General features: G+C 39.0%; 1 pseudogene. It reads left to right on the top strand.

Going from position 1 to position 397, the window contains the following annotated elements:
- Positions 1-397: pseudogene (locus tag D3260_RS17395) on the top strand (DNA-directed RNA polymerase subunit B); the annotation flags it as partial.

Below are 397 nucleotides of genomic sequence, written 5' to 3'. Positions count from 1 at the left end.
GGTAAGCGCCAAGAGTCTTGGATTGATTATGTTGACCCGAATGAAGCAAATAGCGCAATGATATTGCTTGGGCCTAATATGGGAAAAGAAGGAGTTCGTTATACACATATGGAAATTCACCCTTGCACAATTCTTGGAACAATGGCAAGTCTTATTCCATTCCCTGACCATAATCAAGCTCCTCGTAATACATACCAGGCTGCAATGGGAAAACAAGCAATGGGGGTGTATACTACAAACTTTCATGAACGAATGGACACTGCTGCTAATGTGTTGTGTTATCCTCAAAAACCTCTTGTATACAATCGCACAGATACGTATTTTGATAATACAGAATTACCAAATGGAATTAATGCTGTAGTCGCAATTATGTGTTTTACTGGTTATAATCAGGAAG

The sequence above is a fragment of the Salinisphaera sp. Q1T1-3 genome (genome assembly GCF_003602005.1).
Classification (GTDB): Bacteria; Pseudomonadota; Gammaproteobacteria; order Nevskiales; family Salinisphaeraceae; genus Salinisphaera.
Note: the sequence above shows the minus strand (reverse complement) of the source record. Positions and strands in the feature narration are given on the sequence as shown.